Below are 25,254 nucleotides of genomic sequence, written 5' to 3'. Positions count from 1 at the left end.
GACCGTACCACGGCAGAGTTGCGCTCGACACGCTCGAGCGCGCGAGTGGCAACCTGGAAGGTTCGTTTAATGAATATGTAATGAATCGCCCGGAAACCCTGTCTTGGCGGGGGCGTCTGGAATTCTCACCCGACGAACTTCACTTCGGTCCCATTCAGCGCCGCGCATGTCACGGTACAGCGCGGTGTTGATTTTCACGGAGTCTTAACCCACCGTTTTCATCTAAATTTGACCCACCTCGAGACAGCGTAGTACATCTATTCCGGTGTGGATAACTCTTCGTTTCCAGCCGGTTTTGCTGCCCTTTTTCTCGTTGCCTTCGCTTTGGCAGAACTGGTCCTGAAGCGCCACGATTCGTTGCCAGTCTCGACGATGTGGCAATGATGCGTAACCCGGTCCAGCAGCGCTGTCGTCATCTTTGCATCCCCGAACACCGTTGCCCACTCGCCGAAGCTGAGATTGGTGGTGATCGCGACACTCGTATGCTCGTACAGCTTTGACAGCAGGTGGAACAGCAATGCGCCACCGGTCTGGCTGAACGGCAGATAGCCAAGTTCATCGAGAATCACCAGATCGACGTACATCAGCTTGTGTGCGATCTGGCCTTGTTTGCCCGCCGATTTCTCCTGCTCCAGGGCGTTGGTCAGCTCGACAGTTGAGAAGTAACGCACACGCTTGCCGTGGCGCTGTACGGCCTCGATTCCGATTGCCGAGGCAAGGTGCGTCTTGCCAGTGCCCGGCGAACCCACTACACACTGCCCATCATCATTGCGATGATGTGATCATCCGCTATCCGTTTCACCCTCGCTGCGGTGAACGGATAACCGTCATCGGGATGAACAATTACCGGGGCGAGTCGTATCTGACTATCAGGCAGCCCGATGGCACTCTGACGCATCTTCCGCCGTGGATGGCAGGCGAGGATGCTGCCCGCATGTCTGTCGTCGTCCAGCCGGAGTTGCCTCATGCGGTGCTGATCGAACTTCTGCGCCTGGTCGACACGGCGTTATCGTGCTTTGCGGCGGTAACACCTGAGGGAGGCAAAGATGCGCAACCAGATGACGAGGCAGAAGGATCTGTTCGAGGAAACTGTGCCGGAGGCGTTAGTATCAGAGGAGATGCAAGCCGAGCTGGTGACGCAACTGGCGCTGCTGATGTTCGCGTTGATCGACGTCATCGAAGCGGAGGCGCGTGATGAGCAAGATCGGCGCTGAACACCTTTCCCGTCGTGCATACGTGTACGTCCGTCAGTCAACGCTGGATCAGGTCCACCACAATCGCGAGAGCCAGTTGCGCCAATACGGGCTTGCCGATCGCGCACGCGGACTTGGCTGGCCAGATGCGACGGTTATCGATGACGACCTGGGTCGCTCCGGCTCTGGCAATCATCGTCCCGGATTCGAGCGCCTATTGGTGGCACTGTGCAGCGGCGAAGTGGGTGCCGTATTCTGCATCGAAGCCTCGCGTCTTGCGCGCAATGGTCGTGACTGGCACACGCTTCTGGAATTCTGCCGTCTTGTAGGATGCCTGCTGATTGACGAAGATGGAATTTACGATCCGAGACAGCCTAACGATCGCCTCCTGTTAGGCATGAAGGGCACGCTTTCCGAGATGGAGCTTTCGACGTTTCGCCAACGCTCACAGGCGGCTCTTGATCAGAAAGCCAAACGCGGTGAACTGTTCACGTCGGTGCCAATCGGTTATGTGCGTGCACAAGGAAATCGTATCGAGAAGGATCCTGATACCCGCGTCCGGGAAGCGCTCGATCTGGCGTTCCGGAAGTTTCGCGAGTTTGGTAGCGTCAGGCAGGTCCTCCTATGGATTCGACAGGAATGCATTGAGCTACCCGCGGTGAACTACGGCCCGGACGGTCGCCACATTGTATGGAAGCTTCCCGTCTATAACACCCTTCTGCACATCCTGACGAATCCGACTTATGGCGGCGCATACGCGTTTGGCAAGACCCGGACTATTGCTCGCATTGTGAACGGACGCAAGCGAGTGTTTGCGGGCAACCCCCTTCAGCGCGAGGAATGGCAGGCCTTGATCATCGAGCACCACGCGGGCTACATTAGCTGGGACGAGTACGAGGCGAACCGCAAATTGATTACCAATAACGCGAACATGAAGGGCAGCATGGTCCGCGGCGCTGTCAAGCGCGGGAGCTCGCTTCTGGCGGGACTGCTTCGTTGCGGTCACTGCGGGCGCAAGCTGCACGTTGCGTATTCCGGCACCAAAGGCACCGTCGCGCGGTACAACTGTCAGGGCAGCATGATCAATCATGGTGGCCCTCGCTGCATTTCGTTTGGTGCGGTTCGTGTTGATCAACGCGTTACTGAAGAAGTTTTGCGCCAACTTCAACCGTTAGGTATTCGTGCATCACTCGAGGCCATTGAACGTACACGAACAGAGCAGGACGAACGCGTGCGGCACAAGGAGCTGGCACTTGAACAGGCGCGGTATGAAGCTGCGCGAGCACGTCGGCAATACGATGCGATTGATCCTGAGAACCGGCTGGTTGCGGCGGAACTTGAGCGACGGTGGAATGAAACGCTGAAGACGCAGGTGCAAATACAGACCGAACTCGACCTCCTGCGCGAACAGTCATCGAGGGCGCTGAGTGCGGGCGCGCGTGATGAACTTCTGCGACTCGGTGAAGACCTGCCCCGGCTATGGCACCACCCGGCCAGTTCGGTCGAGATCAAGAAACGCATTCTTAGGACGGTCGTCAAGGAGATCGTTGCCACAAAGCAGGACGACACGATTCGTGCACTCGTGCATTGGCAAGGAGGCGATCACACCGAGATCGTGTTCGAGAAGAACCACACAGGTGAGCATCGCTGGGCCACCGATGTCGCAACGATAGACATCGTTCGCGCGTTGGCGAGAACGTTGGCAGATCAAGGCGTAGCGGCGGTCATCAATCGACTAGGCAAACGGACGGCGAAGGGCCACACCTGGACCGCCGCGCGAATCTGCACGCTGCGGAAGGACCATCGAATCCCTGCATATCGCGAAGGCGAACGGCAGGAGCGCCGCGAACTGACGGTTACAGAAGTAGCCACCCTGCTGGGTATCAGTGCGCCAACCGTCATCCGCCTGATTCGAGTCGGGAGGTTGCCGGCGTCACAGGCTTGTCTGGGTGCGCCATGGATCATCCAGCAGGTGGACGTCGACAATTATCTGGAGCGACGAGCTGCGGACCGTCCGCAATCAGATAACTCAAATCAATTATCCATTGATCTTCAATGACATAGGGAGGTGAGCATTATGTCTCGTGCCCGGGGCCGCCGATGAACACGACGTTGTGTGCGCTTGCGAGAAACGACAGTTCGCTGAGTTCACGAATCAGCGCTTCATCAACTTGTGCCTGTGCGAAGTCGAAGCCTTTCAGGTCGCGGTGAGCCGGGAAGCGTGCGGCGGTCATCTGGTAAGCGATCGAGCGGACCTGCCGTTCGGCGGTTTCCGCCATCAACAGCTGCTTCATGAAGCGCTCCGGCTCGAAGTCAGTGTGACGCGCCTGTGCCAGTAGCTCCGGCCAGGTACTCGCCATGCCGTGCAGTTTGAGGCCCTTGAGCTGGGCAATGATGTCGTTAGACATGACGATCCTCCGGTGGGTTGGCGCGTAGCGTCTCGTAGCGATTCACGTCAGCCGCCGGTTCTTCCTTGAGCTGGAGTTTCGTGGTGGCGAGACTGGCACTCGTGACAGGCGCCTTCAGCCGGCTCAGCACGTTCAGGACATGCTCCCCACTGGGGCGCCCTGAATCCAGCGCAGCCTGCACAGCGAGCAGCACAGCATCGAGTCCGTGTTCGCGCACCGCGGCGAGCACCTGCGTCATGATGCGATCGCCGCCCGGGTGTTTGAGCAGGTGCCGCTGCAATAGCTGCAGCGGTTGCGGCATCGTGATGAAGGGCGCACCGTTGCGCAGTGCGCCGGGTTTGCGCTCGACCAGCGTGATGTAGTGTCGCCAGTCGTAAAAGGTCATGTGCCGCTCGAAGCTGCGTTCGTGGCGGGCGATCTCGTGCGCGTCGGCGACGACGCTGAGATACGCCGGATAGCAGCGCACGCTCACCAGCTGGTTCGTGTACTCGGTAGGCACGCTGTAGCGGTTGCGCTGGACGTGGATCAGGCTGGTCGACGAAACCCGCAGGGTCTGCTCGACGTAGCCGTCGAACGGCCGTGGGTTGGGCATCAGCCGGGTGCGCTCGTCCTGCAACACGTCCTCGACTGTCAGCTCGGGCCATTGCGGGTGCCGCATGTGCCAGGCTTCGCGACACTGGCCGGCGACCCATTCGTTCAGAATCTCCAGCGTCTCCCAGCGCCGTAGCGCCGCTTCGTGCCAGATCTGCCGTCGGCGGTCCTGAACATTCTTTTCGACGATGCCTTTCTCCCAGCCTGCCGCCCGGTTGCAGAACTCTGGCTCGAACAGATAGTGGCTGCACATCGCTTCGAAGCGTGCGTTGACCGCGCGCTCCTTGCCGCGGCCAACCTTGTCCACGGCGGTCTTCATGTTGTCGTAGATGCCGCGCCTGGGCACACCGCCGAATGCGGCGAATGCGCGGGCGTGCGCGTCGAACAGCATCTCGTGACTCTGGGTGGGATAGGCGACGAGCCAGAACGCGCGGCTGGCGTTGAGTTTGACGTGGGCAACCTCGAGGCGCCGCCGCAGCCCGCCGATGAAGGCGTATTCGCAGCTCCAGTCGAACTGGAAGGCTTCGCCGGGCTCGAAGGCGAGCGGCACGTAGGCCTTTCTGCGCGGCGCTTCGGCCTGTTCCTCATGCCAGCGCCTCACGAACGCGCTGACGCGGCCGTAGCTGCCCGCGTAACCCTCGCCGCGGATCGCCTCGAACATGAATCGCGCGGTGCGCCGGTCGCGCTTCGGGCGATGACTGTCCGCCCGCAGCCAGCCCGTCAGCTGTGCGGCCCACTCGTCAACAACGCTCGGACTGACGCGCTTTGGATACTTCGGCTCGACAGAATCGGTCTGCCGCAGCCAGCTGCGCACCGTGTTTCGGGACAGGCCCGTACGCCTCGCAATCTCGCGCAGCGGGACCTGCTCGCGGAAATACATCCGCCTGATCTTGGCCAATATGCCCACCGTGATCACCTCTGTATCCCCTGCTCAAAGATTGAGCAGGACATTCAATCACGTGGGTCAAAATTCGATGAAAATTACGCCCCTTAGTGGGTCAATTCTGCGTGAACATCAACAACCTCAGTGATCAACGTACGATTGGCGCTGAATCCTCGCGCAGTTTCGTCGAAGAATTTCGTGAGGTATACAAAGGAACGGTGATTGCAGCCGGTGGCTTTGACGGCGATAGCGCAGAAGCTTCCCTGAAGCGCGGCACGCTCGATCTAGTCGGCTTTGGAAGTCCATTCATTGCAAATCCCGACCTGGTGCAAAGGCTTGCCAGCGGTTGGCCGCTGGCGAAGGCTGATCGCGCCACCTACTACGGTTCGCACGGTGCGCGCGGATACACGGACTATCCAACTTATAGCGAATCCGAAATCGCATCGCGGTAAATGCACACGACGTCCTCGACTAAAGGAGCAAGCACATGACCGAAGCTAGCCTCAGTAAGCTTCTTGATTTGGAAGAGATCAGGAACTTGCGCATTCGTTACAGTCACTATCTCGATACCAACCACGTGGAAGCACTTGGCGAATTGTTTGCCTCCGACGGCGTTTGCGATGCAGGCAGGGGCGTCTGGGTTGGTCGCGAAGAGATCCGTGCGGGCCTGTCCGAAGCCTTCAAGGCTTATGACCACGCCGGTCACGGGTCCTACCCCTTCCTCCACGCAGTCACCAACCACTGGGTCGAGATTATCGATGCCGACACGGCGCAGGGACGTTGCTATCTCCTTGACCTGGAGACTGCCGAGAAGCCCGAACGCGATCCATGGCTGCTCCTCGGCTCTTACGCCGACGAATATCGCCGTATTGATGGCCGTTGGTACATCAATCGGACGCGACTAGATATCGTGTGGCCCGCACGCAATGGCGGTGGAGGTCTTCCGGGGCTCGGACTGGTACTGCCAACGCGACCGGTACCCTGACTTTAGGGCGCTCGTAAAGCGCCATATTGCAATTCAGACTCGAGGGTATCGATGGAATCGGCAAAGCACGATGAAATGAAGGATCAGGCCGCCTGGGCAGTATCTCGGCTCGGTCCGCTCGAAGACGTCGTTTCAGCCGGGAAGCTCACGCTGGGGCAAATTAGGCCGTTGGAGGCCTATGCTCTCGCACGCAGCGTCGGGCGGAAGACGGTGTAGCGTTCGCGAGTAAAGTCTCAGGGCTTGGGACGACCTGCAGGCGAACGGTCGGTAATTGCCCGGGCGCCCGCGCTTTCCTGCTATCGCTTTGTCCGCGCCAGCCCGCATCGTTACCTCACGTATTGTCATCGTGATCGTCCCAGCCGCGCTCATAATTGCTCAGACGTAGCTTTAGGGTTGGTTTCCTAGTGGTTTCAGAGGCGCGATGAAGCGCGGTCGATGGCTGTGCGACCGGCGGATTCCGTCTTACCCGTTAAAAACGACCTACAGTGGGAACCCGTCAGCAAACTGCTCACGAAGATAATTCACAAACAGTCCGACTGCCCGAGGAACATGCGACGCATACGGTCGCAGGATATAGAGCGTTTCGGCGAACGCGCCCGTGACGCGCCACTCGGGCAGTACGACAACGAGCTTGCCCGCCTGCACAGCGGCCTGCGCCGTGAAGTCAGGAACCAGCGCGATGCCGAGACCTTCGAGGGCGGCATCACGCAAGGTCTCGCTGTTATTGGCTGAGAACGGCCCGTTCACAGGCAGGATGACGGGCTTCGCCTCTCTCTTTCGCCCCGTCTTGCGTTCGAACGACCACATTGTTTCTCCGCTCGAACGTGGGTAAAAGAGGCAGGCGTGCGACGCGAGGTCGTCTGGGTTCGCTGGCGTGCCGCGCTTGCGCAGGTAGCCTCTGGTTGCGACGATCACCGAGTCGGTGTCGCATAGTTTCCACGCAACATGGGTGTCGGGCGGCTCAGCCGTGTGACGGATCGCCAGATCGAAACCTTCAGTCGCAAGCGATGCGAGCCGGTCGGACACTTCCAGCTGAACACGTACTTCCGGATTGGCCGTCAGAAACGTCGGCAGCCTGGCGACAAGCTGCTGGCGCGCAAACGCGACTGGAGCGGTGACGCGCACGAGGCCCCGCGGGACACCAGACAGTTCGCGGACCTGCGCGAAGCTCGCGGCGATCTGCGAATACTGACTGCGCGTGCTGTCCACGAGCTGCTGACCCGCTTCCGTCAGCCGCACGCTGCGAGTGGTGCGTTGCACAAGCGAGATTCCAGCTGCCCGCTCCAGTTCGGCGATGCGCTGGCTCATCGCGGCTTTGCTGACGCCAAGGCGCGTGGCTGCCGCGGTGTAGGTTCCCTGTTCGGCAAGCGTCGTGAGCCAGTGCAAATGCACCCATAGTTCTTCGATATTTCGCGGTTCCATACGGTGATTGTTCACAATGGCAAACATTGAATTCAATGTTAGCGTCTTTCCAGCGCGTGCGCTCGTCCATACACTTCAGTCATTGCCATTGCGGCAACCCATCATTTCGAAGGAGACGACATGCAAGCCTTTACCGACAGCACCGACGTTGGCCATTTCATCGCGGGTCAGAGGGTCAACGGAACCTCAACCCGGAGTCAAGCCGTGTTCAATCCGGCAACGGGAGCACGGGCCCGCAAACTGCTGCTCGGTGAGGTCGCTGATGTCGATGCCGCCGTGGCAAGCTCGAAGGCTGCGTTTCCGGCCTGGCGCGACACGCCGCCGATCCGCCGCGCGCGCGTCATGCTGCGCTTCCTCGAATTGATGAACAAACACCGCGACGAGCTGGCCGCGATCATCACCGCCGAGCACGGCAAGGTGTTTTCGGATGCACAGGGCGAAGTGGCGCGTGGCATCGATGTGATCGAATTCGCGTGCGGAATTCCGCAACTGCTGAAGGGCGATTACACCGAGCAGGTGTCGACCGGCATGGACAACTGGACGTTGCGCCAGCCGCTCGGCGTCGTCGCGGGCATCACGCCGTTCAACTTCCCGTGCATGGTGCCGTGCTGGATGTTCCCGGTCGCGATCGCGGCGGGTAACGCGTTCATCCTGAAGCCGAGCGAGCGCGATCCGTCGGCGGCGCTGTTCATGGCGGACCTGCTGAAGCAGGCTGGCCTGCCCGATGGCATCTTCAACGTCGTGCAGGGCGACAAGGTCGTCGTCGACGCGCTGCTCACGCATCCGCAAGTGAAGGCGATCAGCTTCGTCGGCTCGACGCCGATCGCGAACTACATCTACGAAACCGGCGCGAAGCACGGCAAGCGGGTTCAGGCGCTTGGCGGGGCGAAGAATCACATGGTCGTGATGCCGGATGCGGATATCGATCAGGCCGTCGATGCACTGATCGGCGCGGGCTACGGCTCGGCGGGCGAGCGTTGTATGGCGATCTCGGTCGCGCTGCTGGTGGGCGATGTCGCTGACAAGATCGTGCCGCGACTGGCCGAGCGCGCGAAGCAGCTCAAGATCAAGAACGGGATGGAATCGGACGCGGAAATGGGCCCGATCGTCACGCGCCAGGCGCTGGAGCGCATCGAAGGCTACATCGCGTTGGGCGTCGATGAAGGTGCGAAGCTGGTCGTCGATGGTCGCGGCTACACGGTGCCGGGTCATGAAGGCGGCTTTTTCACGGGCGGTACGCTGTTCGATCACGTCACGCCGGAGATGCGCATCTACAAGGAGGAAATCTTCGGCCCGGTGCTCGCTTGCGTGCGCGTGAAGGACTTCAGCGAAGCCGTCGATCTCATCAATGAGCACGAATTCGGCAACGGCGTCGCGTGCTATACCCGTGACGGCCACATCGCGCGTGAGTTCGGACGTCGCATCGAAGTGGGCATGGTCGGCATCAACGTGCCGATCCCCGTGCCGATGGCATGGCACGGTTTCGGTGGCTGGAAGCGCAGCCTGTTCGGCGACATGCATGCATATGGCGAGGAGGGCGTGCGCTTCTACACGAAACAGAAGTCGATCATGCAGCGCTGGCCAGAGAGCACCGAAAAGGGTGCCGAGTTTGCGATGCCAACCGCGAAGTGAGCGTGGGCTATAGGTGAAAATCGAGCTGATCCGCCAGGTAATGCTGTCGCCTTGTGTGCGGCTGCGGCGGATCGGTGAGCTTGCCCGGGCAGTCTGCCGGCCCGCGGGTGCCCGTCCTCGACCTGCATCTGCGTATGCGCTGGCCCAGCCGATGTATTATCAACCGCGCCCCAGAAGATTGAATCTGGTTTCCAGTTTCTGAGGCGCCGCTCAGTGCGTATCTTTTCTGGTTCGCTTCCTGTTCGCTGCAGTGTTCTGTCCGGAATACCGCCTTTCGCGCAACGCCGCGCAGACCAACCAGTCAACTCCGCCATGGATGCGGTAGGGCATTCAGGTCAAAAGACTCCAGATGGCGAGAAACGGCGTGTCACCGGATCGCATTGCATGCAATCCGTGTGGCTCATTGTGTATTCCTCCGACAATCCCGGGTCAAACCATTCCCCGTCCTTCTGGCGAAACTCGCCTCGGGTGAAGAGAACATGTGCTTCCTCGGGCGGGTGACTATGATCCGGGTAGCGTGTGTTCGGCACCATGAGGGAGAAACCGGGCTGAACGTCATAACGACTCTCCGCGCCGCCAGGTCCGCAGATCATCCCGTGTACGTGCCCGTCGATGAAATCTGGACTGCCATGTTGACCTGTAGTGCGGGGGGACCAACCGGGTGTCGGTTCGAGCGTCTTGATCGCACGCGCGGCGGCGCCGAACTCAGTGTTCTCGCCGATGACAGGAGCGAGAGCAGTATTAAGCCACTCGCACGCTGGATATCGGGTGCTATGTCGAACGCCGTCGTCCGACGGAATTCTCAATCGTTCGAACACCAAAGCGGCAACTTCTCGTCCGCCGGGTGGTAACAACTCCGACTGGAACAGGCGCTGTGCGATCGCGACAAAGGCTGCGACGCTTTCGACCCGATTCGTCACGTTGACTCCCTGTTGAAAAAAAAGCCGGTCCAGGACCGGCAAACGCTTCTCGCGTGGAAACTCTAGTTGGGACGTGGGATTGACAACGCCGTGTCATCGTCACGACGACCGAATCACGTCACCTGAATACGACCGTTTTGCTGCCGTCCAGAAAGACTCGACTCTCGATATGAAACCTGACGGCTCGTGCGAGTGCCAGCTTTTCCGAATCACGCCCTGCGGCAACCAGCTGTTCGGGACGGAATGTATGGTCGACCCGCTCCACTACCTGTTCGATGATGGGGCCTTCGTCCAAGTCGCCGGTAACGTAGTGCGCTGTGGCCCCGATCAGTTTTACGCCCCGTTCAAAGGCCTGATGGTATGGCTTGGCGCCCTTGAAACCCGGCAGGAACGAGTGATGAATGTTGATGGCCTTGCCGGACAACTCCCTGCACAGATCGTTCGAGAGCACTTGCATGTAGCGGGCAAGGACCAACAGGTCGCTGCGAGTACCGAACTGGGCGTTCTCGATGTGCAAGGCGCCTGGCGCCTGATGCCGCACAATCTCAAACTGCGGCAGGAAATCCTGAAGGAGAAGGGTAACCGACGTTCGCAGACGTCAGTCGAGGCGAATCCGATCGAAGAGTACGTGCAATGCAAACTGGCCAAGGCAAAGGGGACACGCAGGGCAACCTCAAACATCGCGGCGCTTCTCGGCAAGCCTGTTCCTGTTGATCAAGCCCCTTTAGTCTTCGGTGCGAGCATGCGCTTGACGACCAGGGCGAGCGGAACAGTAAAGACAAAATGCGACATGAACCCGCCGATGATCACGTTGGGGTCGAAATAGTTCGGGTGGCTGCTGGACGAGATCATGATCATCACGTGCATCACAATCCACGCAAAGATTGCATAGAACAGCGCGACAAACGTCGCTTCAAAGCCGCGCCGGCGAAAGTAAGGCCAGATCACCGCAAACAGCACGCCCCATGACAGCGCGAAAACGAAATGAATCGCTGTACCAAGGAAGTACGCCCAGATGCCGAGCGCATCCTGGACGTCCTTACCGAATACCAACCCCGTCGCGTTGCGCGGAATGCCGCCAAGCGGCATCAGATGTTGGGCTCCGACCCAGACGAGCGCCTCGTAGACCCAGATGAGGAGGGCACCAGTCAGACCGCCGGCCACGCCCGCTTTGATCGTTACCTTGATGTCGCGTCGATCGCGCGTCGCGTTAAAACGCTTGCCCGCCCCGTTGCTGCTCGTACTGATATGGCTAGCCATCAAATCTCCTGAGATGTTACGTTGAACGACTGGCGCCTTTCGGCGACATTACGACGCCGATTAGATGGGGTGTCCGGTTTGTCCCATCGAGGATGACGGCGTCTACGGGATCCAAAGTACAAATCCGGGCAACTGTTCGAAAGTTCGGGTAAACGCAAAGATTCCGGGCGTAATCGCCACTAGACTAACGCTGGATGCCTACTTGAACGGACGGTGCCAGATCTGGAAAGCCCGCCGGATAGACTCGGCACGGTATCCCGTCTGGTTTGGCCGTTCCTCGGTCCGACCTTGCCGTTGAGAACGATTCGATAAAGAAAATAGATGGCCGAATAACAACCTTGCAACCGATGGAAAGTGCCGTTTCGGACTCAGTCATCCGCCGCGATTGGGCTTACCCTGCTTCGCCAAGGATGTGGTCGGCGAGCTTGATTTCGCTCAGGTCATGATTTGAGACGCCGACATGTTTGACCTTCCCGCTCCTCAGCAACGAAATCAGATGCGGAGTCCACCGAGGCAACAAGAGGCGAGAAAATGCCTCGTCTGGAATCGCGTTATAAACCGTCGATTTTATTTGGCATCGCTTGTGCATTTCAGTCGCTATCCGCACAACTCAAAATGCCGGCTTTCCTTCATATATACAACAGCTTACGGCACTTTACGAAATCTAATGAATATGTAATAGCTGGCGGCAGAACCGTGCACACATGCCCGCTATTGGACCGACGACAGGAGAGCGCGCTCGCACATGGTGCCTGGGTCCATTCGTCCGCACGCCGAATTCTGCCAGGAAGCCTTCCGACAGTTCTGCCGCCAAATCCCGTTGCCCTCCCCACGACATCCATCTAACCGCCGAAGGAACGGAAGCGCGGCTTCTCCGACAACTCCCCGCTCCAATGCCATTCTCGCGAATTGGCATGACAGTTGCTTTGAACGTCTCCGCGCGCTGAGCCACGGTTATTCGCGGCCAGCATCGGGTTGGGCGATCAACGGAGAGGCAAATTGAAACTAATAAGTGCGGTCATCAAGCCATTCAAGCTTGATGAGGCTCGAGAAGCCTTGTCATCGCTTGGTGTCTCTGGAATCACGGTGACGGAGGTCAAAGGCTTTGGGCGTCAGAAAGGGCACACCGAACTGTATCGGGGCGCCGAGTACGTCGTCGATTTCCTGCCGAAAGTGAAGATCGAAGTCGCCGTCCCGGATGACATCGTCGATCAGGCTATCGAAGCGCTCGAGCGTTCGGCGCGTACCGGCAAGATCGGTGACGGCAAGATCTTCGTCATGCCGATAGAACAGGTGATCCGGATCCGCACCGGCGAGACCGGCGCGGACGCCTTATAAAGAAATAGCGACAAGAGGAAAGAGAGATGCGCAAACTGTTGATGACTTTGTTGATGGCCGGCTCATTGCTCGCGGGCGGTGTCGGGACCGCATTCGCGGACGACGCGTCGGCGCCAGCGGCCGCCTCCGTGGCGGTCGCGCAAGCGTCCGCGACTCCCGCGGCACCGGCCGCGGCGGATGCCGCCGCATCGGCGCCGGCCGCCCCAACCGCACCGTTCTCGGTCGATTCATCGAAGATCAACTCCGGCGACACCGCGTGGATGCTGACCTCCACCGCGCTGGTGCTGTTCATGACGATCCCGGGCCTCGCGCTGTTCTACGGCGGCATGGTCCGCAAGAAGAACGTGCTGGCGACGCTGATGCAAAGCTTCGCGATCACCTGTGTCGTGACGATCGTCTGGACCGTGGTGGGCTACAGCCTCGCGTTCACGCCGGGCGGCTCGTTCATCGGCGGCTTCTCGCGGGTGTTCATGACGGGCATGAACTACATCAAGGGCGACAAGGCCACGACGCTGACCGTCAGCCACCTCGCGCCGACGATCCCCGAGACGGTCTACTTCGTCTATCAGATGACCTTCGCGATCATCACGCCGGCGCTGATCACCGGTGCGTTCGCGGACCGCATGAAGTTCTCGGCGATGCTGGTGTTCATGACGCTGTGGTCGATCATCGTCTACTCGCCGATCGCGCACATGGTGTGGGAACCGAGCGGCTGGCTGGCTAGCGCTGGCATCCTCGACTTCGCGGGCGGCACGGTGGTGCACATCAACGCCGGTATCGCGGGTCTGGTGTGCTGTCTGGTGCTCGGCAAGCGCGTCGGCTATGGCCGGGAAGCGATGGCGCCGCACAACCTGACGCTCACGCTGATCGGTGGTGCGATGCTGTGGGTGGGCTGGTTCGGCTTCAACGCGGGTTCGGCGGTGGCAGCGGACGGCCGTGCCGGTTTCGCGATGTTCGCGACGCAGGTGGCGACCGCCGCGGCGGCGCTGGCATGGATGTTCGCCGAATGGGCAGCCAAGGGTAAGCCGTCGGTGCTCGGTATCGTATCGGGCGCGGTCGCGGGTCTGGTGGCGGTGACGCCGGCGTCGGGCTTCGTCGGCACGCTCGGCGCGCTGGTGATCGGCTTCGTCGCGGGTGTGGTCTGCTTCTGGTCGGCCACGTGGCTCAAGCACAAGCTCGGCTACGACGATTCGCTCGACGCGTTCGGTGTGCACTGCGTAGGCGGGATCGTGGGCGCGATTCTAACTGGCGTGTTCGCGGTCAAGGATATCGGCGGCGCGGACGGCGACGTGGTGCTGCAACTCAAGGGTGTCGCGACGACGCTGATCTACAGCGGGGTGGTTTCGTTCGTCCTGCTCAAGGCAATCGACGCCGTGATGGGGTTGCGTGTCGCCGAGGAAGAAGAGCGCGAAGGACTGGACCTGGTCCTGCATGGCGAGGCGGTCGAATAACGGTTGCGGCGCGCACGGAGCGGGTACGACGGTCATCGCCTGTCCTTGGGGGTGGCCCGTACCCGCGGGCATCGCTGCCATGCGCGGCAGCGCGCCTGCGTGCCCTGGGGTTGGGGGCCTGGCGCTTACAGCGGCCAGGCCGCGACTGAAGTCGAAGCACCCTTCGTACTTGAGGGCATGCGGGTGTCTGCCCGGTACGCGCCCGTACTGCCGAAGTTCGGCCGGACGAGCGAGGAGGTCGTGCCGGGTTCGAGCAACCGGATTTCCGCCAGCCGATGAAAAAGAATAATCAGCAGCAAGTCGTCGTACTGGTTGTTCTCATATCTCAAATCGCCTTTTTGGCAATGTTCGCATTCGCTGAACATGTCGTCAGGCATAACAAATGGGTCGCCGCGGGATTTGGATTCGACCTTTTATTCGGTCTGATTCTGTCGGTCGGCTTTGTCGGAGTGTGGCGCACGCGCGCTGTCGATTCAGATTTTCTCGGCTTCCTTCTGGCTAATCCGGTTGATCTGGCAGTCGTTATTGCGACCGCCGGTCAGCTAGTGGCCATTCTGCTTGTTTGAGGCGATTGGAAAACGCATTTAGTTATAGAAGCGGATCGGCGCGAACTGCGCATTCCTGGTGATACCTGCCGGGATCGAAGTCCAATTAAAAAAGAGCTGTTCTATTTTTCTGCAATCGCAAATGGGGCATAAAGGCATGAAAAAAACCTTGCTGGCAATCGGGGTCCTCGGTGCATTTTCGGTTTCCGCGTATGCGCAAAGCAGCGTGACCCTGTACGGGCTTATCGACACGGGACTGATCTATACCAACAACCAGGCCGGTCATAGCAATTGGCAAATGGCGACCAGCTCCACGCAGAATACGGTATTCGGCCTCAAGGGTACTGAAGATCTGGGAGGCGGTGTCCGCACGACGTTCAAACTCGAGCAGGGCTTCAATCTGAACAACGGTAGCCAGGCCTTTCCGGGTGATGGGTTCGGTTCGCAGGCCTGGGTTGGGTTGCAAAGCGATAATCTCGGCACCGTGACGTTCGGCCGCCAGTTCGATGTGCTGAACGACCAGCTCGGACCGATCTCCGCGGGCAGCAATACGTGGGGCGGTAACCTCGCCGCACACCCGTTCGAGAACGACAACCTGGCGGCCGACTCGGTGGTGGTCAACAACTCGGTCAAGTACGTGAGCCCCACCTATGCCGGCGTGACGTTCGAAGGCATGTATTCGTTCAGCAACAAGGCGGGAGGATTCGCGGACAATCGCGCGTACGGCTTTAGCGTAGGTTATGCCCAGGGCCCGGTGAATCTTGCAGGTGGATACCTGCAGTTCAATAACGCGGGCGGCGGCGTATCCGGCACGAATCCAAACGGGGCAATCGCGCAGGGCGACGGCAGCGCGAACTTCATCGCGGAGCGCCAGCGTATCTGGGGTGCAGGCGGCAATTACACGTTCGGTCCCGCAACCGTCGGACTACTGTGGAGCCATACTCAGATCGACAACATGGCGGGCGTCATCTCGCTGGGCCTGGGTAGCTATCTGCCGCTTGGCGGCAATCTGCGACTGGACAATTACGAGGTGAACGCGCACTACTCGGTGACGCCTGCGTGGAGCGTATCCGGTGCCTATACGTTCACTGACGGCGCCTACAACCAGGGGGCCACGAACGCCTCGCCGAAATGGAATTCGGTCATGCTGCAGACCGACTATTCGTTGAGCAAACGTACCGACGTGTACCTGGAAGGCGTCTATCAGCATGTTCATGGGGCGCCGGCCGATTCCGTGCTCGCGGAGGCGATGATCAATACGCTTTCGCCATCGTCGACGGGCACGCAGGTCGCGGTCACCGTGGGACTGCGACACCAGTTCTGAGCTACTGATCGCCTTTCGCCACTGGTAGGTCGTCGGCGCGGCTAAGCCGCGTGGGCGGCCCAGTACGAAATCGCGTCCTGCTTGTCGAACACGAAGGCTTTCAGCGCGAGTTGCTGCTCCGGACTCAAGCCTTCGAATTCGAGGCCATGCGTGCAGAGCGCCGCTGGAGTCGTTCCGGTCTGAACGTTACGGATGACGGCGACAGCCGAGAATTCCGTGTCGACACTTCGCGTCGTGAGTTGAAGCGCAACGCGCAGGCGCTCGCCGATCCTTCCGATCGGCGCGCTCGTCGCGAGCGACATGCCGAACACGCTAAGATCGCAGCCCACTCCCATTCCATCGAGCGCGGGACCCGTCAAATCGATTCCATGGCGCACGGCGAGATGCGTGCGCACACGCACCGCTTTACGCTCCCGCAACTGCCGGATGTTGCCCGGCGCGGACAGCACCAGGTAGTCGAATGGGTGCGTGCAAACCGTCTCGACGGTACACACGAACCAGAACACCGCCTGGGTAGTGACCGCAACGATCTCGACGTTCTCGCCGGGCATCGGCATCAAGGGCTGACCGCCGACCACGGGCGGTGTGACGAACAGCGTATGGCTCGGACTGAAACCGATGACCCGGCTCGCATGCATCGCCCGGCCCATGCCGATCTGGCTGCGCATGCCGAGCAGCGCACCGATGGTCAGGTGCATGTCTTCGAGCGTGACCGGATGCGGCTCGGCGTTGCGCGAGTTCTGCTGGAATGCAGTTGCGTCGCCGCGCCGAGGATGGAAGTGTGACAGCAGGAAATTGCGCTGGGATTCGCGGCACAGAATCGTGCCGGCACGAAGCAGCACGCTGCCATCCTGGTCTACGACGCGCCACGGAAGTGGCTCCCCGATCGGTAATTCTTCGCCGGCCAACGGCGCTACAGTTTTCGTGCTGCTTGGACCCTCGTCGTGCTTGCTCTCAGGCATTGTTCACCCGTTATTCTGTTTTAAGGCACTTGTTCTAGACTGCTATATTTTTTATACCATCTTACCGACGGATCGATATACCGTCAAAGCGACTTTCGGCAATAGGGATGCCGCCTATGCGCGATGTGGTCCGACGATGCCCAGCCGGGCGATGCGCCGGTACAGCGTCGCGCGCGACATGCCTAGAGCCGACGCGGCGGCGTTGGGACGCCACTGGCAACGCGTGAGGGCCGCGACGATGCGCGCCCGTTCGTCGTCGGGGCTGGCCGGCGACGTGGAGTCCGCCGCGAGGACAGGCGCGAAGGCGGGCGCGAGTTGCGCCGCGAAGTCCGGCGACACGTGCCGCATCTCGACACGAGCCGAATCGCAGACCGCGCACGCATAGCGCAGCACGTTGCGCAGTTGCCGGATGTTGCCGGGCCACGCGAAAGCGGCAAGACGCTCGGCGAATTGCGGATCGAGCATCAGCACATGGCTGGCCGCCTGGGCTTCCTCGTTGAACACCGTATCGATCACATCGCGGATGTCGGCTCGCTCGCGCAGTGGCGGTATCCGCAGAGTCGCACCGCTCAGGCGATAGTAGAGATCCTCGCGGAATGATCCCGCTTCGACCATCTGCATCAGATCGCGGTGCGTCGCGCAGATCACATCGATATCGACGCGCACCGGCGTATCGCCGCCGAGCGGCACCACTTCACCCTCGGCCAGCACGCGCAGCAGGCGTGTTTGCAGGCCGAGCGGCATGTCGCCGATCTCATCGAGAAACAGCGTGCCGCCGTGCGCGAGCGCGATCTTGCCGCGCGCGCCTCGGCTGCGCGCACCGGTGAAGGCGCCGGGCGCATAACCGAACAGTTCGCTCTCGATCAGCGGCTCCGGAATCGCGCCGCAATTCACGGCGACGAACGGCCGCGTGCGCCGCGAACCCGAATCATGCACCGCGTGCGCGAACACCTCCTTGCCCACGCCGGTTTCGCCGAGCAGCAGAACCGGAAGTCGCTTGCCGGAGATCCGCAATGCGACTTCCGCATTGCGCGCGATCCGTTCGTCCGAGCTGTGCAGAAAGCGGCTCATCGCGCCGATGCTGTTGCCCGCTTGCAGATCGCCCGGCCGGGGTGTGACGAGCGGGCGAGCCGCGCGTCTCATCGGAGCGCGAATGCGTGCATACAGCATCGCGCCGGTCGCGCGCAGCCGCAGCGCCACGATCATGTCGGTGCGCGCGACGTCGTGCAGACGGACCTCGGACGTGTCGAATATCTCGTCGATGTGACGCGGACCTTCGAGGCCCGCGATACTCTCGTGCGCCTTGCGGTTCGCGGCGACGATGTTGCCGCATTCGTCGAATGCGATCAGCGCTTCGGGTTGAGCTTCGACGAAATGGCGGCTTTGATGGCCGAACAGGATCCAGTGCTGTGCGGTCTGATTCAGGAAGTAACCATCCTCGATCAAACTCGCGCTTTGCCGCACCAGTTGAAAAACCAGTCCCTGGCTGTCGCGGTTGTCGGGCGATTGAATCGCCGATGCATCGAGCACGCCGATCAACTCGCCGGTCGGCGCGAAGATCGGCGAGGCGCTGCACGTGAGCGTCGTGAACGCGGCCCGGAAGTGATCGGTCTTGTGCACGGTGATCGGCGCGAGATCGGTGAGCACGTTCGCAATGCCGCACGTGCCTTCTTCGCGCTCGGACCAGCACGAGCCGATATACAGCCCCGCATGCTTGAAATCGTTGCGCCGGTCGCGGTCGATCCGATAGTCGATCGTGACGCCGTGCGCGTCGGACAGCATCACGCAATAGTCGGCGACGCGAATCATTTCGTGCAGCCGCGTCAGGCACTGGCCCGACGCGCGTAGAAAGGCTTCCTCCTTGCCCTGGACTTCGCGCAGCTCGGCGGAGCTCAGCACGCGCGGGCCGATCACGGAGCTGGGGTCGAGCCGGTACTGCTCGTACGAACGCTGCCACGACGACACGAGGCGCGGCGAATTCGCGGGCGCGGGCAGGCGTCCTTCGATGGCCCCGCGGACGCGATCGATGTGCTGCGTTTGAGAAACGTAGGGCATGGCCGGCTCCAGGCGAGCGACACCGAGTAGGGCGCGTCCCTGACTTGTAGCACATCCACAACGAGCAATCACATTGCGGCGCAGCACATAAGGGGCGTGAGACGAACGTCTCAGCGCTGGGCGAGACGCTGGTCGCATCGAGCAAACCCCTGTCTGGCGCGGTACCGCGCATGCATCGCGGCGCGCGTCGAGGCTCTTGCCGCATCGCCGGACATGCGCGTGAGACACAGTGAACTGCGCAGCGCAGGTCTGATGACAGCGGCCGCGAACGCCAGACCCCCGCGTCTGCCCTTTGAATACGACGCTTGCGCCGCATGCGCACGGCGCGCGAGCAACTGGCCCGACCTTTGCAGTATGGCTGGCAGACGAAAGCAAACGCGACAGCAAACACGAAAGCAAACGCGGCAGCAAACGCGGCAGCAAGCGCGGCAGCAAACGCGGAAGCAAGCGCACTTCATCACAGCAGGTCCGCTTCGCGACTCGCGCACAGGAGACAAGCCAGTGTCATTACCCATCACCGTCGGCGTGATCGCGAACCCCGCATCGGGCCGCGATATTCGACGCCTCACCACGCACGCTTCGGTGTTTCCGACCGCCGAGAAAGCGAACATGGTCGTGCGCCTGCTCGCGGGTCTCGGCATGCTCGGCGTCGCTCGCGTGCTGACGTTGCGCGACCAGACCGGTGTCGCCGCCCTGGTGCTGCGTGCGCTCGAAACGCATGCGGCCGTGGCCGAGCGGCAGCCGTGGCCCAGCGTCGAATTCCTCGAGCTGCCGATCACGGACAGCGCGGCGGACACCCACGCGGGTGTCGCGCGGATGGTCGGCCTGGGTGTCGATCTGATCGCGGTGCTGGGCGGCGACGGCACGCATCGCGCGGTCGCCGCGCATTGCGGCGACGTGCCGCTGCTGACGCTGTCGACGGGGACCAACAACGCGTTTCCGGAATTGCGCGAAGCGACGGTGGCGGGACTCGCGGGTGCGCTCGCCGCTTCGGAACTCGTGCCGCCCGAGGTCGCACTGACGCGCAACAAGCGTCTCGTGGTCCGCTGCGTCGCGGGTCCCAACGAGGGGCGCGAGGAAATCGCGCTGGTCGATGTGTGCGTGAGCCGCCAGCGCTTCGTCGGTGCGCGGGCCGTCTGCGAGCCGGCGGATATCGAAGCGCTGTTTCTGACGTTCGCGGCGCCGGATGGGATCGGCCTGTCGTCGATCGGCGGCGCGTGGGCGCCGGTCGAGCGCAGCGCGCCCTACGGGCTGCATCTGACGTTCGCGCGCGCGGGCGAATCCGGCGTGCCGATCTTCGCGCCGCTTGCGCCGGGCCGCGTCGACCGGGTGACGATGCGCACCTGCGAGCGCTTCGAAACTGGCCGCTGGACGCCGCTGCATACCGAACAGGGAACGCTCGCCTTCGACGGCGAGCGCGAGATCGAGCTCGAACGCGACGACCGCTACGAGATCGCGCTCGACTGGGCGGGACCGCTCACCGTCGATGTCGGCCGCACGCTGCGCTATTGCGCGTCGCGGCAGCTGATGCGCGAAGCGGCGGCGCGTCGCAGGTAATCAACTCAGGAGGATGCGAACGCCTGAAGCAAAGCAGGTTGAAGTAGCAGTGACCATCAAGATCATTCCCAGGAGACACACCATGTCTGTATCGACGCAGTTGAGCAAGGAAAAGCTGCTGGAAGCGTACCGGATGATGCGCACGATCCGCGAGTTCGAGGAACGTTTGCACGTCGAATTCGCCACCGGCGAGATACCCGGCTTCGTGCATCTGTATGCCGGCGAGGAGGCGTCGGCGGTCGGCACGATGATGCATCTGAACGACGCGGACTATGTCGCGACCACGCACCGTGGTCATGGCCACTGCATCGCGAAGGGCGTAGACGTGCGCGGCATGATGGCCGAGATCTACGGACGCAGCACCGGCGTGTGCCGCGGCAAGGGCGGCTCGATGCATATCGCCGATCTGTCGAAAGGGATGCTCGGCGCCAACGGGATCGTCGGCGCGGGTGGTCCGCTCGTGTGCGGAGCGGCGCTCGCCGCGAAGCTCAAAAAGACCGGCGGCGTGGGCGTGTGCTTCTTCGGGGACGGCGCGTCGAACCAGGGCGTGATCTTCGAATCGATGAATCTCGCTTCCGTGTGGCGCCTGCCCGCGATCTTCGTCGCGGAGAACAACGGCTATGCGGAGGCGACGTCGTCGACGTGGTCGGTCGCTGCCGACAACATCGCCGACCGCGCGAGCGGCTTTGGCATGCCCGGCGTGATCGTCGACGGCTTCGATTTCTTCGCGGTGCACGAGGCGCTCGGTGCAGCAATCGAGCGGGCGCGCGGCGGCGGCGGTCCGACGCTCGTCGAAGTGAAGCTTTCGCGCTATTTCGGTCACTTCGAAGGCGATGCGCAAACGTATCGCGCGCCCGGCGAAGTGCAAAAGCTGCGCGACGAAAAAGACTGCCTGAAGCGTTTCGAGGAGCGCGTGGTGCGCGCCGAAATGCTAAGCGCTGACGATCTGCGCGGCGTCGATGCCAAGGTGAAGCAGTTGATCGACGGCGCGGTGAGTGAAGCGAAGGCTGCGCCGTTGCCGACGGCCGCGGATCTGCTGACCGACGTCTACGTGTCCTATCCGTAATTCGCAGTGCGAACCAATCAACCTTCAGCTTTGCATGGGATCGGAATAAGCACTAAAGCGCTAACTCCGATCGACAGGAGACAGTCATGGCACGGAAGATCACGTTTTCACAGGCGATCAACGAAGCGCTGAGCCAGGAGATGGCGCGCGACGAAACCGTCATCGTAATGGGCGAGGACAACGCGGGCGGCGCCGGCTCACCAGGGGAACAGGATGCGTGGGGCGGTGTGCTCGGTGTGACCAAAGGGCTCTTTCATAAGTATCCGGGGCGCGTGCTCGACACGCCGCTGTCCGAAGGCGGCTTCATCGGCGCGGCGGTCGGCGCGGCCGCATGCGGCCTACGTCCGGTGGCCGAGCTGATGTTTATCGATTTCATGGGTGTGTGCTTCGACCAGATCTTCAATCAGGCCGCGAAGTTTCGCTATATGTTCGGCGGCAAGGCAGTGACGCCGGTCGTGATTCGCACGATGCAGGGCGCTGGCCTGCGCGCGGCCGCACAGCACTCGCAGATGCTGACGTCGTTGTTCACCCACGTACCTGGGCTGAAAGTAGTGTGCCCGTCGACGCCGTACGACGCGAAGGGCCTGCTGATCCAGGCGATTCGCGACAACGACCCGGTCATCTTCTGCGAGCACAAGCTGCTGTATGGCCGCGAGGGCGACGTGCCGGAAGAGTCGTATGCGATTCCGTTCGGCGAAGCGAACGTGGTGCGCGATGGCGACGACGCGACCATCGTCACCTATGGCCGCATGGTTCACCACGCGACGGATGCCGCCGAAAAACTCGCGAAAGAGGGCATCCAGGCCGAGGTGATCGATTTGCGCACGACCTCGCCGCTCGACGAGGAGACGATCCTCGAAAGCGCTGAGCGCACCGGGCGCGTCGTCGTGGTCGACGAGGCGAATCCGCGCTGCTCGATCGCGACCGATATCGCCGCGCTGGTCGCGCAGCGAGCGTTCCATTCGCTGAAGGCGCCGATCGAACTCGTGACCGCGCCGCATACGCCCACGCCTTTCGCAGGCGTGCTCGAAGACCTGTATATCCCGTCGGCGGAGAACATCGCCGCGGCCGTGCGGAAAGTGAGGAGCTGAGCAATGCCGATTCATATGATCACGATGCCCAAGTGGGGGCTGTCGATGGAGCAGGGACAGGTCAACGGCTGGTTGAAGGAGGTCGGCGAAAAGGTCGCGAAGGGCGACGAGATACTCGACGTCGAGACCGACAAGATTTCATCGGGTGTCGAGTGCGCTTTCGACGGCACGCTGCGCAGACAGATCGCGCAGCAGGGCGACACGCTGCCGATCGGCGCGCTGCTCGGTGTCGTCGCCGACGCCGAGACGTCCGATGCCGACATCGATGCTGCGGTCGAGTCGTTCCAGCGCGACTTCGTGCCGGCCACCGCGGACACCGCGGAGGCCGGACCGCAGCCGGAAAAAGCACAGATCGGCGGGCGCACCGTGCGTTACCTGAAGATCGGCGACGGCGGCACGCCCGCGGTGCTGATCCACGGCTTCGGCGGCGATCTGAACAACTGGCTGTTCAATCATGCGGATCTCGCCGCACACCGCGCCGTGTGGGCGCTCGATCTGCCGGGGCATGGCGAGTCGGGCAAGGCGCTCGACACAGGCAGCCTCGACGAACTGGCCGACAGCGTGATCGCGTTTCTCGACGACCGGGGCATCGAGCGCGCGCATCTGGTCGGCCATTCGATGGGTAGCGCCGTGTCGATGACGGTCGCCGCGCAGGCGCCCGAACGCGTCGCGTCGCTGGCACTGATCGCGGGCGCGGGGCTCGGCGACGAGATCAATCGAGAGTACATCGAAGGGTTCGTCGAGGGCAGCAGCCGCAACGCGTTGAAGCCGCACCTGGTGAAGCTGTTCGCCGACGGGTCGCTGGTCACGCGGCAACTGATCGAAGACATCGTCAAGTACAAGCGGCTCGAAGGCGTGAACGACGCGTTGCGCAAGATTGCCGGGTCCGCATTCGAGGGCGGCGTGCAGCGTCGCGTCTATCGCGAGCGGCTCGACACGCTCGCGCCGCGCACGCTGGTGATCTGGGGAGCGCAGGACCAGATCATTCCGGCCTCGCACGCGCAGGGGCTGCCCGCTCAGGTGCGCGTGCACGTGATCGACGGCAAAGGGCACATGGTGCAGATGGAGGCTGCATCGGAAGTGAACCGCCTGCTCAACGAGTTCTTCGGATAACCGCAATGGACGCCTCTGCTCATACCGACAGCCTCACGGCGCTTGGCCAGCATGGCAAGCGCAACCGCGACAAGCTTGCCCGCATTCCGGTGAAGATCGTGCCGGCGGAACATTCGACCGTATTGCCGAAGCCGCCCTGGCTGCACGCGCGGCCGATGATGAGCGAAACCGTCGCGGGCATGGCGGCGATTCTGCGCGAACACAAGTTGCATTCGGTCTGCGAGGAGGCGATGTGTCCGAACATCGGCGAGTGTTTTGCACAGCGCACCGCGACATTCATGATCATGGGAGGGATCTGCACGCGGCGCTGTGCATTCTGCGACGTTGCGCATGGCCGGCCGCAAGCGCTCGACGACGATGAGCCCGCGCGGCTCGCCGATGCCGTCGCGGCGCTTGCGCTGCGCTACGTCGTGATTACATCGGTGGACCGCGACGACCTGCGCGACGGCGGCGCCGCGCACTTCGCGCGCTGCATTGCGCTCGTGCGCGAGCGCGTGCCGGGCATTCGGGTGGAAATCCTGACGCCCGATTTTCGCGGGCGAATCGACCGCGCGCTCGATGCGCTGTCCGGGGCGTGGCCCGACGTCTTCAACCACAACATCGAGACGGTGCCGTCGCTGTATCGGGCAGCGCGGGCCGGCGCGGACTATCGCGGTTCGCTCGAGCTGCTTGCGCGCGCGAAACGGCGGAACGCGGCGGTGGTGACCAAATCCGGCCTGATGGTCGGCCTCGGCGAAACCGACGGCGAATTGCTCGCGACGATGCGCGATCTGCGTGCGCACGACGTCGACGTGCTGACGATCGGTCAGTACCTCGCGCCGTCGCGGTACCACATGCCGGTGCGGCGATACGTGTCGCCCACGACGTTCGACATGCTGCGCGACGAAGGTTTGAAGATGGGGTTCCGGGAAGTGGTGTCGGGGCCGCTCGTGCGTTCGTCGTATCACGCGGATCGGGTTGCGGGAAAGCTTTGAATGCGGGTTGTAGGTTGTCAGAGATAGTGAGAAAAATCTCACTGAGATGACGATGTTTGCCGACGGGTCAGTCGGCCTAAGCCGACGGCTGTTCGGCCCGCACCCGCACCCCTCAGAGTCGCGCGACGTCTGCTGCAGCGTTTCAAGGCATACCTGAAGCCCAGATTGAAACCGCTATATTCGGCCACGCATCCATTTTTGACTGAATTGGATGAGTCATTCGCCTGCATTCCGTAAAGCAATCTTCTATATTCATTTAACGCGAAGAAACGAAGGGGACGCGTTGGCCGCCGCGCGCCAGATGTGCGGCCGTGCGGGAGGCGTGTGCTTCAGAGCATCGAGTCTTATCGGCGAATTTGCGCCTGCATGCCTATCTCACCGACTTGCGTAATGCCGCCGGGCGGCTCAGTCAACAAGGACAATAAGCAATGACGCTCACCCGCGTGTTTAGCCGTGGCTATTCTGCATTCGCAATTTGCGTACG

At 61.7% G+C, this 25,254-nt stretch carries 20 protein-coding genes and 3 pseudogenes; 14 read left to right on the top strand and 9 right to left on the bottom strand.

Translation table 11 applies throughout. From position 1 onward, the window contains the following. Positions 1 to 257 precede the first annotated feature (257 nt). A pseudogene (locus L0U84_RS35000) lies at positions 258 to 752 on the bottom strand (ATP-binding protein); the annotation flags it as partial. A 294-nt stretch (positions 753 to 1,046) separates the two neighbouring features. On the opposite strand from L0U84_RS35000, the gene L0U84_RS34995 reads away from it, so the two are divergent. Both L0U84_RS34995 and L0U84_RS34990 read left to right on the top strand, forming a co-directional pair. Then, complete coding sequence (locus L0U84_RS34995) at positions 1,047 to 1,214, top strand: hypothetical protein (protein ID WP_011493047.1); 168 nt, start codon at positions 1,047 to 1,049, stop codon at positions 1,212 to 1,214. Then, positions 1,195 to 3,252 (top strand): recombinase family protein, encoded by a 2,058-nt coding sequence (locus L0U84_RS34990; RefSeq protein ID WP_233845960.1) that lies wholly within the window; start codon positions 1,195 to 1,197, stop codon positions 3,250 to 3,252. The genes L0U84_RS34995 and L0U84_RS34990 overlap by 20 nt, the downstream gene beginning before the upstream one ends. 28 nt (positions 3,253 to 3,280) lie before the next feature. On the opposite strand, the pseudogene L0U84_RS34985 reads toward L0U84_RS34990, so the two are convergent. Next, a pseudogene (locus tag L0U84_RS34985) lies at positions 3,281 to 3,601 on the bottom strand (ATP-binding protein); the annotation flags it as partial. After that, positions 3,594 to 5,072, bottom strand: coding sequence for an IS21 family transposase (istA, locus tag L0U84_RS34980; RefSeq protein ID WP_267939715.1), 1,479 nt, complete (start codon positions 5,070 to 5,072; stop codon positions 3,594 to 3,596). The pseudogene L0U84_RS34985 and the gene istA, both read right to left, overlap by 8 nt. Positions 5,073 to 5,200: 128 nt before the next feature. On the opposite strand from istA, the gene L0U84_RS34975 reads away from it, so the two are divergent. Both L0U84_RS34975 and L0U84_RS34970 read left to right on the top strand, forming a co-directional pair. After that, positions 5,201 to 5,527 (top strand): oxidoreductase, encoded by a 327-nt coding sequence (locus tag L0U84_RS34975; RefSeq protein WP_233857135.1) that lies wholly within the window; start codon positions 5,201 to 5,203, stop codon positions 5,525 to 5,527. A gap of 35 nt (positions 5,528 to 5,562) precedes the next feature. Beyond that, positions 5,563 to 6,060: a nuclear transport factor 2 family protein gene (locus tag L0U84_RS34970; protein WP_233857133.1), complete on the top strand. Its 498-nt coding sequence runs from the start codon at positions 5,563 to 5,565 to the stop codon at positions 6,058 to 6,060. Between the two features lie 480 nt (positions 6,061 to 6,540). Here L0U84_RS34970 and L0U84_RS34965 read toward each other — a convergent pair whose 3' ends face one another. After that, positions 6,541 to 7,482, bottom strand: a complete 942-nt coding sequence (locus L0U84_RS34965) for a LysR family transcriptional regulator (RefSeq protein WP_233857131.1) — start codon at positions 7,480 to 7,482, stop codon at positions 6,541 to 6,543. Between the two features lie 120 nt (positions 7,483 to 7,602). On the opposite strand from L0U84_RS34965, the gene L0U84_RS34960 reads away from it, so the two are divergent. After that, positions 7,603 to 9,114 (top strand): CoA-acylating methylmalonate-semialdehyde dehydrogenase, encoded by a 1,512-nt coding sequence (locus tag L0U84_RS34960; RefSeq protein ID WP_233857122.1) that lies wholly within the window; start codon positions 7,603 to 7,605, stop codon positions 9,112 to 9,114. Between the two features lie 335 nt (positions 9,115 to 9,449). On the opposite strand, the gene L0U84_RS34955 is transcribed toward L0U84_RS34960, so the two are convergent. The 3 genes and pseudogenes from L0U84_RS34955 to L0U84_RS34945 form a co-directional block, all read right to left on the bottom strand. After that, positions 9,450 to 10,076: a dimethylsulfonioproprionate lyase family protein gene (locus L0U84_RS34955; protein WP_233857120.1), complete on the bottom strand. Its 627-nt coding sequence runs from the start codon at positions 10,074 to 10,076 to the stop codon at positions 9,450 to 9,452. A 76-nt stretch (positions 10,077 to 10,152) separates the two neighbouring features. Further along, positions 10,153 to 10,515: pseudogene (locus L0U84_RS34950) on the bottom strand (formyltransferase family protein); the annotation flags it as partial. Between the two features lie 233 nt (positions 10,516 to 10,748). Next, positions 10,749 to 11,294, bottom strand: coding sequence for a hypothetical protein (locus tag L0U84_RS34945; RefSeq protein WP_233857118.1), 546 nt, complete (start codon positions 11,292 to 11,294; stop codon positions 10,749 to 10,751). 999 nt (positions 11,295 to 12,293) lie between these two features. Here L0U84_RS34945 and L0U84_RS34940 point away from each other — a divergent pair. The 4 genes from L0U84_RS34940 to L0U84_RS34925 all read left to right on the top strand — a co-directional run bounded on the left by L0U84_RS34940 (position 12,294) and on the right by L0U84_RS34925 (position 15,952). Then, positions 12,294 to 12,632 (top strand): P-II family nitrogen regulator, encoded by a 339-nt coding sequence (locus tag L0U84_RS34940; protein WP_129962986.1) that lies wholly within the window; start codon positions 12,294 to 12,296, stop codon positions 12,630 to 12,632. 26 nt (positions 12,633 to 12,658) lie between these two features. After that, positions 12,659 to 14,083 (top strand): ammonium transporter, encoded by a 1,425-nt coding sequence (locus L0U84_RS34935; protein ID WP_233857116.1) that lies wholly within the window; start codon positions 12,659 to 12,661, stop codon positions 14,081 to 14,083. A 275-nt stretch (positions 14,084 to 14,358) separates the two neighbouring features. Next, positions 14,359 to 14,649: a hypothetical protein gene (locus tag L0U84_RS34930; RefSeq protein ID WP_233857114.1), complete on the top strand. Its 291-nt coding sequence runs from the start codon at positions 14,359 to 14,361 to the stop codon at positions 14,647 to 14,649. A 136-nt stretch (positions 14,650 to 14,785) separates the two neighbouring features. Then, a complete protein-coding gene (locus tag L0U84_RS34925) occupies positions 14,786 to 15,952 on the top strand; it encodes a porin (protein ID WP_233857112.1) in 1,167 nt (388 codons plus the stop codon). Between the two features lie 41 nt (positions 15,953 to 15,993). Here L0U84_RS34925 and L0U84_RS34920 read toward each other — a convergent pair whose 3' ends face one another. Then, positions 15,994 to 16,794 (bottom strand): flagellar brake protein, encoded by an 801-nt coding sequence (locus L0U84_RS34920; protein WP_233857110.1) that lies wholly within the window; start codon positions 16,792 to 16,794, stop codon positions 15,994 to 15,996. Positions 16,795 to 17,028: 234 nt separating this feature from the next. Next, positions 17,029 to 18,969 carry a sigma-54-dependent Fis family transcriptional regulator gene (locus tag L0U84_RS34915; protein WP_233857108.1) on the bottom strand — a complete coding sequence of 647 codons (1,941 nt, stop codon included), beginning with the start codon at positions 18,967 to 18,969 and terminating at the stop codon, positions 17,029 to 17,031. Between the two features lie 501 nt (positions 18,970 to 19,470). Between L0U84_RS34915 and L0U84_RS34910 the strand changes: the two genes are divergently transcribed. The 5 genes from L0U84_RS34910 (at position 19,471) to lipA (ending at position 24,770) form a co-directional block, all read left to right on the top strand. Then, complete coding sequence (locus tag L0U84_RS34910; RefSeq protein ID WP_233857106.1) at positions 19,471 to 20,526, top strand: ATP-NAD kinase family protein; 1,056 nt, start codon at positions 19,471 to 19,473, stop codon at positions 20,524 to 20,526. A gap of 82 nt (positions 20,527 to 20,608) precedes the next feature. Next, positions 20,609 to 21,592 carry a thiamine pyrophosphate-dependent dehydrogenase E1 component subunit alpha gene (locus L0U84_RS34905; RefSeq protein ID WP_233857104.1) on the top strand — a complete coding sequence of 328 codons (984 nt, stop codon included), beginning with the start codon at positions 20,609 to 20,611 and terminating at the stop codon, positions 21,590 to 21,592. Positions 21,593 to 21,678: 86 nt separating this feature from the next. Then, positions 21,679 to 22,683, top strand: a complete 1,005-nt coding sequence (locus L0U84_RS34900; RefSeq protein ID WP_233857102.1) for an alpha-ketoacid dehydrogenase subunit beta — start codon at positions 21,679 to 21,681, stop codon at positions 22,681 to 22,683. A gap of 3 nt (positions 22,684 to 22,686) precedes the next feature. Beyond that, on the top strand, positions 22,687 to 23,796 hold the full coding sequence (locus L0U84_RS34895; RefSeq protein WP_233857100.1) for an acetoin dehydrogenase dihydrolipoyllysine-residue acetyltransferase subunit: 1,110 nt from the start codon (positions 22,687 to 22,689) through the stop codon (positions 23,794 to 23,796). Positions 23,797 to 23,801: 5 nt separating this feature from the next. After that, complete coding sequence (gene lipA, locus L0U84_RS34890; RefSeq protein ID WP_233857098.1) at positions 23,802 to 24,770, top strand: lipoyl synthase; 969 nt, start codon at positions 23,802 to 23,804, stop codon at positions 24,768 to 24,770. The last annotated feature ends 484 nt before the right edge of the window (positions 24,771 to 25,254 follow it).

The sequence above is a fragment of the Paraburkholderia sp. HD33-4 genome (assembly GCF_021390635.1).
Classification (GTDB): Bacteria; Pseudomonadota; Gammaproteobacteria; order Burkholderiales; family Burkholderiaceae; genus Paraburkholderia.
Note: the sequence above shows the minus strand (reverse complement) of the source record. Positions and strands in the feature narration are given on the sequence as shown.

Bases quoted from the DNA above. Each gene is read 5' to 3' on its own strand.
- istA (WP_267939715.1), bottom strand. From the start codon at position 5,072: ATGTATTTCCGCGAGCAGGTCCCGCTGCGCGAGATTGCGAGGCGTACG.
- L0U84_RS34965 (WP_233857131.1), bottom strand. From the start codon at position 7,482: ATGGAACCGCGAAATATCGAAGAACTATGGGTGCATTTGCACTGGCTC.
- L0U84_RS34900 (WP_233857102.1), top strand. From the start codon at position 21,679: ATGGCACGGAAGATCACGTTTTCACAGGCGATCAACGAAGCGCTGAGC.
- L0U84_RS34935 (WP_233857116.1), top strand. From the start codon at position 12,659: ATGCGCAAACTGTTGATGACTTTGTTGATGGCCGGCTCATTGCTCGCG.
- L0U84_RS34930 (WP_233857114.1), top strand. From the start codon at position 14,359: ATGAAAAAGAATAATCAGCAGCAAGTCGTCGTACTGGTTGTTCTCATA.
- L0U84_RS34945 (WP_233857118.1), bottom strand. From the start codon at position 11,294: ATGGCTAGCCATATCAGTACGAGCAGCAACGGGGCGGGCAAGCGTTTT.
- L0U84_RS34895 (WP_233857100.1), top strand. From the start codon at position 22,687: ATGCCGATTCATATGATCACGATGCCCAAGTGGGGGCTGTCGATGGAG.
- L0U84_RS34995 (WP_011493047.1), top strand. From the start codon at position 1,047: ATGCGCAACCAGATGACGAGGCAGAAGGATCTGTTCGAGGAAACTGTG.
- L0U84_RS34915 (WP_233857108.1), bottom strand. From the start codon at position 18,969: ATGCCCTACGTTTCTCAAACGCAGCACATCGATCGCGTCCGCGGGGCC.
- L0U84_RS34905 (WP_233857104.1), top strand. From the start codon at position 20,609: ATGTCTGTATCGACGCAGTTGAGCAAGGAAAAGCTGCTGGAAGCGTAC.
- L0U84_RS34925 (WP_233857112.1), top strand. From the start codon at position 14,786: ATGAAAAAAACCTTGCTGGCAATCGGGGTCCTCGGTGCATTTTCGGTT.
- lipA (WP_233857098.1), top strand. From the start codon at position 23,802: ATGGACGCCTCTGCTCATACCGACAGCCTCACGGCGCTTGGCCAGCAT.
- L0U84_RS34990 (WP_233845960.1), top strand. From the start codon at position 1,195: ATGAGCAAGATCGGCGCTGAACACCTTTCCCGTCGTGCATACGTGTAC.
- L0U84_RS34970 (WP_233857133.1), top strand. From the start codon at position 5,563: ATGACCGAAGCTAGCCTCAGTAAGCTTCTTGATTTGGAAGAGATCAGG.
- L0U84_RS34960 (WP_233857122.1), top strand. From the start codon at position 7,603: ATGCAAGCCTTTACCGACAGCACCGACGTTGGCCATTTCATCGCGGGT.